Raw genomic sequence first — 7,902 nt, 5'->3', positions numbered from 1 at the left:
CGGGACGGCTCCGCCGCGGCCGGGCGCAGCGCGGACTCCCCCGCCTCCCACCGCGCGAGCGCGTGGCGGGCGGCGAGCGCGTCCAGGTGCAGGACGCAGCGCGCGCCGAAGAAGACGTCCGCCGCGACGGCGGGCTCGTCGACCACGAGGCCGCCGGCCATGTCCCGGGCCGCGATCTGCTCGTGGGCGGCGTCGGCCTCGACGTGCTCGTCGTAGAACGCCGCCGCGGCGGGCAGTCCCAGGCGGTGGAAGCCGCGCGCCAGGAACTTGGAGGGCACCGACGACGTCATCTCGTACATCGCCAGGTGCCCCACCACCGCGCCGCGCAGCCGGCGGTGCAGACCGAACATCGTGACGGTGTTGACCCCGGCGAGCCACTCGGCGGGCACCCGGTCCACGGCGCTGCCGTAGGAGTCGTCGAGGCCGGCCTCGCGCATCCCGGCCGCGAACAGGGCCGAGTGCATGCGCGCGGCGTCGCCGCCGCCGTACTCGTCGACCTGGATCTCGATCAGTCCGGCCTTCGCCCGGCCGCTCAGCCGGGGGATGCCCCAGGTGTGCGGGTCGCCCTCCATGAGCTGGTAGACGGACTTCAGCTGCAGGAACTCCCGGGCCTGCTCGGCGTCCGCCCGGCCGGAGAGGTGGCGCGCGAGGCTCGGCCCGTCGTCGTCGGCGGCGATGGCGAACAGGGCGTCGGCGACCGCCTGCGGCGTGCCGGGCACGGTGTCGGCGGGCAGCTCCGCGCGCAGCTCGACCTCGAGCGCGCCGGAGAGGACCTCCCGCGCGCGCAGCAGCTCGGGGTCGCTCTCCCAGCGGTCGTCGACCCCGTCGACGCCCTGGTAGTGCAGGGCGTGCAGGACGAACAGGCTGAGCTGGACGTCGTCGTCGGCGAGCACGCCGTCCGCGCGGGACACGGCGGCGCGGGCGGCCGCCGGCAGCGCCCCGGCCCGGGCCTCGGCCCCGGGGGTGCCGGGCTCCTCCCGGAGCACCGCGAGGAGGTCCTCGCCGAGCGGCCCTCGTGGCTGTGGCTGACGCATGTGTCGACTCCTGTCCGGGTGCGGGGGGTGATCGCCCACCATCATAGTTTCCATCACCGTGCTGATCATATGGACGGCCTCCGACAGCGCCGGGTCCGGCCCCCCGCTCCGCCCGGCGGAGCACCGAGTACAGTGGTGGAGGCCCGGATCCGGGCTCCCACCCCGCCGTCGAGGAGACCCGCATGAGTTCCCCCGTGCCCGGACGCACCATCGCCACCCGCCTCGGCCTGGGCTGGCGCCTCCACGGCGACGGCCGCACCGTCACTGCCGGGGAGGTCGTCAGGCCGCGCGAGCGGCTCACCTGGCCCCGGACGGTCACCATCGGCGCGCAGCACGTGGTCGCCATGTTCGGCGCCACGTTCCTGGTGCCGCTGATCACGGGCTTCCCGCCGTCCACCACGCTGTTCTTCTCCGGCGTGGGCACGATCCTGTTCCTGGTGGTCACCGCCGGCCGGGTCCCCTCCTACCTCGGCTCGTCCTTCGCCTTCATCGCCCCCATCACCGCCTCGATGAACCAGTACGGTCCCGGCGGCGCGCTGGGCGGGGTCCTCATGGCCGGCGCGGCGCTGTTCCTCATCGGCCTGGTGGTGCAGTTCGCGGGCACCGCCTGGCTCCAGAAGCTCATGCCGCCGCTGGTCACGGGCACCATCGTGGCGCTCATCGGGTTCAACCTGGCGCCGTCCGCGAAGGACAACTTCATGGAGGCCCCCGTCACCGCACTGGTGACGCTGTCCTCCATCATCCTCGTCTCGGTGCTCTTCCGCGGCCTGCCCGGGCGCCTGTCGATCCTGCTGGGCGTGGCCATCGGGTACGTCACCGCGGTGCTGCGCGACGAGGTGGACTTCAGCCGGATCGACACCGCCTGGCAGCAGCAGGGCCTCTTCGGGCTGCCCCCGTTCCAGACCCCCGAGTTCCACCTGCCCCTGATGGGCCTGTTCGTCCCCGTCATCCTCGTGCTGGTCGCCGAGAACATCGGGCACGTGAAGTCCGTGGCGCTCATGACCGGCGACGACCTCGACCCGTACATGGGGCGGGCGATCATGTCCGACGGGCTCGCCACCATGATCGCCGGCTCGGGCGGCGGCTCGGGCACCACGACCTACGCCGAGAACATCGGCGTCATGGCGGCCACGCGCGTCTACTCGACGGCGGCCTACTGGGTCGCCGCCGTGGTGGCGATCCTGCTGAGCGTCTTCCCGGTCTTCGGCGCCGCGGTGGCCACGGTCCCCGCAGGGGTCCTGGGCGGAGCCGCCACGGTGCTGTACGGGATGATCGGCATGCTCGGCGTGCGGATCTGGGTGCAGAACCGCGTGGACTTCTCGAACCCGGTCAACCTCACCACCGCCGCGGTGGCCATGATCATCGGGATCGCCGACTACACGTGGGAGGCCTCAGGGTTGCAGTTCGCGGGCATCGCCCTCGGCACGGCGGCCACGCTCGTGGTCTACCACCTCATGTCGTTCCTGGCCCGCGTGCGGGGGACGGTGGGCAGCGACCCGCTCGCCCCCGACACCACGCGGCTGCCCTCCCCCCTGGGCTGAGCTGCGCCGGACACCCCTCTACTCGTCGGTAGACGAAATGTGCCGGTGAGGGGCCGCCTTTCTTGGTGACCCAGGTCTCCTTTCCCCTAGCGTGGAGTGCGGGAGGGCCGAGCAGCCGGCCGCGCACCACGAGCTGCAGGGGAGAGACCATGCACCACAAACCGTCCGTTCTCGTCCAGGTCGACCTCGACGGCCGGCACATCCGGCTCGTCGTCAGCGGGTGCGTCACCGAGCTCAACCACCGGGCCCTGTGCCCCCTCGTCCGCCGTGCCCGCACCCTCGCCCCGGACATCGCCGTGGTCCTGGACCTCACCACCGCCCACCACGTCGAACCGGTCGCCGTGGACCTGCTGCGCTGGGCCGCGGAGCACGAGGACGCGGTGCGCGGCACGCCCGCCGTCGACTTCGTCCTCCCCGCCGAGCTCCCCGGCCACGGCACCGTGACCCGGCTCGCCGGGTGGGCGAACGCCCGGCGCCGCCCCGGGGCCCCCGAGCCCGCGCGCCGGGGGGCACGGAGCGGAGCCGCCCCGCGGTCCCGCCTCGCGGGCTGAACCGGCCCGTACCGTCCCACCAGAGGGAGGACACCCCGTGAGCACGATCAGCCGCGCCCTGATGGCGCACCCCGCCGCCCCCGAGCTCGCGCGCGAGGAGCGGGCGGCGGAGGTCCGGTGCATCGAGGCGTGCCTCGAGGCCGCCCAGATCTGCCGGATCGGCGCCGACGCCTGCGTGGAGGAGGACGCCGTCGCGGACCTCCGCGACTGCCTGCGCGCCGAGCAGGACTGCGCGGTGATCGGCTCGGCCACCGCCCAGGTGCTGGCCCGCCTCGGCTTCCCGGAGCCCGGGGACGGCCGGGCCGTGCTGGTGCCGCTGCTCGAGGCGTGCGGGGCCGCGGCCCGGGCGTGCCGGGACGCGTGCCGGCGGCACGCCGAGGTCTACGAGCACTGCGCCCTCGTGGCCGAGGCGTGCGAACGGTGCGACGAGGCCTGCGCGGACCTGCTGAGCCGGCGGAGCTGACGTGGCCGGCCCCGAGGTCCACTGGTTCGAGGAGCTCGGGATCGCGGACGTCCCCCGGGTGGGCGGCAAGAACGCCTCCCTCGGGGAGATGGTCCGGGAGCTGGCCTCCCGGGGGGTGCGCGTGCCGGGTGGCTTCGCGACCACCGCGGACGCGTACCGGTCCTACGTGGAGGCCAACGGGATCGGCCCCGCCCTCCGGGACCGGCTCGAGGACCACCGCGCGGGCCGTGCCACGCTGCGGGAGACCGGCGCCGCCGTGCGCGAGCTGTTCCTGCGCGGCGAGTTCCCCGCGGGGACGGCACGGCAGATCCGGCAGTTCTACCGGGAGCTCTCCGCGCGCACGGGCCGCGCCGGACTGTCCGTGGCCGTGCGCAGCAGCGCGACCGCGGAGGACCTCCCGGACGCGAGCTTCGCCGGCCAGCAGGAGACGTTCCTCAACGTGGTCGGCGAGGACGAGCTGCTGGAGGCGTGCCGGCGGTGCTACGCGTCCCTGTTCACGGACCGGGCCATCACCTACCGGGAGCTCAAGCGGTTCGACCACCTCGCGGTCGCCCTGTCCGTCGGCGTGCAGGAGATGGTCCGGGCGGACCTCGGCTGCTCCGGGGTGATGTTCTCGATCGACACCGAGAGCGGCTTCCCGCGCGTGGCCGTGGTCAGCGCGACGTGGGGCCTGGGCGAGACGGTCGTGCAGGGCACCGTGGACCCGGACAAGTACCTCGTGTTCAAGCCCCTCCTCGACGTGGCGGAGGCCCCGATCGTGGAGCGGACCCGGGGGGCCAAGCTGCACAAGCTCGTCCACGACGACGACGCCCCTGCCGGGGCCGCCGCCACCCGGCTCGTGCAGACCTCCCCCGCGGAGCGGCAGGCGTGGGTGCTCGGCGACGACGACGTCCTGCGGCTCGGCCGCTGGGCCGTGCTCGTCGAGGACCACTACGGCCGCCCCATGGACCTGGAGTGGGCGAAGGACGGGCTGACGGGAGAGCTGTTCCTCCTGCAGGCCAGGCCGGAGACCGTCCAGGCCGGTCGCAGCGGGACCCGCTTCACGATCCACCACCTCCGGGGCGAGGGGCGCGTGCTCGCGGTGGGCGCCGCGGTCGGGGACGCCGTGGCCACCGGCCCGGCCTGCGTGGTCCGCACCGCGGCGGACATCGAGTCCTTCCGGGACGGGTCGGTGCTCGTCACCGAGATGACGGACCCGGACTGGGTCCCGGTGATGAAGCGCGCCGCCGCGATCGTCACCGACCACGGCGGGACCACCAGCCACGCGGCGATCGTCAGCCGGGAGCTGGGCCTGCCCGCCGTCGTCGGCACCGGGGACGCCTCGCGGACCATCCCGGAGGGCCAGGAGCTGACGGTCTCCTGCGCGGCGGGCGACCGGGGCACGGTCTACGAGGGCACCCTCCCGTTCGACGTCGAGGAGGTCGACCTCGGGGAGCTGCCGGAGTCGCGCACCGCGATCATGGTCAACGTGGCGAGCCCCGCCGCGGCCTTCCGCTGGTGGCGGCTGCCGGCCGACGGGGTGGGTCTGGCCCGGATGGAGTTCGTCGTCAACAACATCGTCGAGGTCCACCCCATGGCCCTCGTGCACCCGGAGCGGGTCCGGGACGAGGCGGACCGCCGGCGGATCGCGGAGCTGACGGCGGGCTTCCCGGACGGCCAGGAGTACTTCGTGCAGACGCTGGCGCTGGGCCTCGCCAAGCTCGCCGCCCCGTACCACCCCCGGCCGGTGATCGTGCGGCTCAGCGACTTCAAGTCCAACGAGTACGCCCATCTCGTGGGCGGGGCGGCCTTCGAGGAGCCCGAGGAGAACCCGATGCTCGGCTTCCGGGGGGCCTCCCGCTACTACGACCCCCGGTACCGGGAGGGCTTCGCCCTCGAGTGCCGGGCGCTGCGGCGGGTGCGCGAGCGCATCGGCTTCGACAACGTGGTGGTCATGGTTCCCTTCTGCCGCACCGTGGGCGAGGCGGACCTGGTCCTGGCCACGATGGCCGAGCACGGCCTCGAGCGCGGGCGGCACGGCCTGAAGGTGTACATGATGTGCGAGATCCCCTCCAACGTGGTCCTGGCAGAGCAGTTCGCCACGCGGTTCGACGGCTTCTCCATCGGCTCCAACGACCTCACGCAGCTCGTCCTGGGGGTGGACCGGGACGCGGAGGCCCTGCGGGCGCTGTTCGACGAGCGGGACGAGGCCGTGACCCGGATGATCAGCGAGGCGATCCGCAAGGCCCACGCCGCGGGCATCCCCATCGGCATCTGCGGCCAGGGGCCCAGCAACCACCCCGACTTCGCCGAGTTCCTGGTGCGGGAGGGGATCGACTCGATCTCCCTGAACCCGGACAGCTTCCTGCGCACCGCGCGGCGGATCGCCGAGACCGAGCGGCGCCTCGCGGCCGGGCCCGGGGGCACAATGGACGCATGAGCCTCTCGGTGGGCGCACGCCCCGACCTGGACGTCGAGCCCGGCCGCGCGGGACGGCTGCTCGAGTTCCCGCGGCGCTATCCGCTCGTGGCCGTGACCCTGGCCGTGGGCGCCGTGGTCGTGGGGCTGCTGGTCGCCGGGCAGCCGGGGCCGGCGCAGTGGCTGGGCTCCGGGTGGGCCCTGGTCGTGGCCGCCCGGGTGGCGTGGGGCATGGTCGCGGATGTCGTCGCCGGGCACTGGGGCGTGGACCTGCTGGCCGTCACGGCGATCAGCTCGACCGTGGCGGTCGGCGAGTACCTGGCGTCCCTCGTGGTGGTCCTCATGCTCACCGGTGGCCAGGCCCTCGAGGACTACGCGGCGAACCGGGCCCGCAAGGAGCTCAACGCGCTGCTCGAGCGGGCTCCGGTGCTGGCCCACCGGCGGCACCCGGACGGGTCCGTCGAGGACGTCCCGGTCGAGGAGGTCCGCCCCGGGGACGAGCTGCTGGTCCGCCCCGCCGAGGTCGTCCCCGTGGACGGGTGCCTGGTCGGCGCGGAGGCCGACTTCGACGAGTCCTCCATCACCGGGGAGAGCCTGCCCGTGACCCGCCGCGCCGGGGAGCCGGTGCTCTCGGGCGTCCTCAACGAGCAGCAGGCCGTGGTGCTGCGGGCCACCGCCACCGCGGCGGACAGCCAGTACTCCCAGATCGTGGCGATGGTGCGGGAGGCCGCGGAGTCCCGAGCGCCGGTGGTGCGCCTGGCCGACCGCTACGCCGTGCCCTTCACCGCGTTCGCCCTCCTCGTGGCCGGGCTGGCGTGGTGGTACCACGGGGACCCGGTGGTCTTCGCGGAGGTGCTCGTGGTGGCCACCCCCTGCCCGCTGCTGATCGCCGCCCCCGTGGCGTTCCTGGGCGGGATGAGCCGGGCGGCGCGCAACGGCGTCATCATCAAGAACGCCGGGACCCTCGAGCGGCTCGCCGCGGTGCGCACCGTGGCCTTCGACAAGACCGGGACGATCACCTACGGCCGCCCCGAGCTGCTGGCCGTCCACGCCCGCCCCCCGTTCCCGGAGGAGGAGCTGCTGCGCCTGACGGCGTCCGCCGAGCAGTACTCCTCCCACGTGCTCTCCGCCTCGGTGCGGGACGCCGCGCTCGCCCGGGGGCTCGCGCCGGCCCCGGCCGAGGAGGCTCACGAGGAGGCCACCCACGGGGTCACCGCCACCGTGGAGGGACGCCGGGTGGTGGTCGGCAAGCGCGCCCACGTGGCCCGCTCCGCCCCGGACGTGGTCGAGCAGGCGCTCGGGCCGGGCGAGCTGGCCGTCTACGTGGCCGTGGACGGCCGCTTCGCCGGCACCCTGGTGATGAGCGACCAGGTGCGCGAGGACGCGGCGGCCACGATGGCCGAGCTGACCGCGCTCGGGATCCGGGAGATCCTCGTGCTCAGCGGTGACGCCCGCGCCACCGTGGAGCACGTCGCCGCGGCGCTGGGCATCACCCGGGTGCTGCCCGAGTGCCTGCCCGAGGACAAGGTCCGCACCGTCCGCAGCGCCCCGCACCGTCCGGTGCTCATGGTCGGCGACGGCGTCAACGACGCCCCCGTGCTCGCCGCCGCCGACGTCGGCGTCGCGATGGGCGCCCGGGGCGCGACCGCCGCCAGCGAGTCCGCCGACGTCGTGATCCTCACCGAGGACCTCGCCAGGACCGCGACGGCGGTGCGGATCGGCCGGCGCACCATGCAGGTGGCCCTGCAGAGCATCTGGCTGGGCATCGCCCTGTCCGTGGTGCTCATGCTCGTGGCCGCCACCGGGGCGATCCCCGCGATCTTCGGCGCCCTCAGCCAGGAGGTCGTGGACCTCCTGGCCATCCTCAACGCCCTGCGCGCCCTCCGCGGGCCCCGCGGCGAACGGTGACCGGCCGG

General features: G+C 74.4%; 6 protein-coding genes. 5 read left to right on the top strand and 1 reads right to left on the bottom strand.

The features are described from left to right. Positions 1-1,034: iron-containing redox enzyme family protein (locus CRM73_RS07055; RefSeq protein WP_229587241.1), on the bottom strand; the 1,034-nt coding region annotated here is incomplete at its 3' end. A gap of 182 nt (positions 1,035-1,216) precedes the next feature. Here CRM73_RS07055 and CRM73_RS07050 point away from each other — a divergent pair. From CRM73_RS07050 to CRM73_RS07030, 5 genes are all read left to right on the top strand, one after another. Beyond that, positions 1,217-2,575 (top strand): uracil-xanthine permease family protein, encoded by a 1,359-nt coding sequence (locus CRM73_RS07050; protein WP_017832075.1) that lies wholly within the window; start codon positions 1,217-1,219, stop codon positions 2,573-2,575. 149 nt (positions 2,576-2,724) lie between these two features. Next, positions 2,725-3,126, top strand: a complete 402-nt coding sequence (locus CRM73_RS07045; RefSeq protein ID WP_109268622.1) for a hypothetical protein — start codon at positions 2,725-2,727, stop codon at positions 3,124-3,126. 37 nt (positions 3,127-3,163) lie between these two features. Continuing rightward, on the top strand, positions 3,164-3,589 hold the full coding sequence (locus CRM73_RS07040; RefSeq protein ID WP_017832077.1) for a hypothetical protein: 426 nt from the start codon (positions 3,164-3,166) through the stop codon (positions 3,587-3,589). Position 3,590: 1 nt separating this feature from the next. Beyond that, complete coding sequence (ppsA, locus tag CRM73_RS07035) at positions 3,591-6,008, top strand: phosphoenolpyruvate synthase (protein ID WP_229587240.1); 2,418 nt, start codon at positions 3,591-3,593, stop codon at positions 6,006-6,008. After that, complete coding sequence (locus CRM73_RS07030) at positions 6,005-7,894, top strand: heavy metal translocating P-type ATPase (protein ID WP_109222242.1); 1,890 nt, start codon at positions 6,005-6,007, stop codon at positions 7,892-7,894. The genes ppsA and CRM73_RS07030 overlap by 4 nt, the downstream gene beginning before the upstream one ends. Positions 7,895-7,902 lie beyond the last annotated feature (8 nt).

This window comes from Kocuria sp. CCUG 69068 (assembly GCF_020833785.1).
Taxonomy (GTDB): Bacteria; Actinomycetota; Actinomycetes; order Actinomycetales; family Micrococcaceae; genus Kocuria; species Kocuria rosea.
Note: the sequence above shows the minus strand (reverse complement) of the source record. Positions and strands in the feature narration are given on the sequence as shown.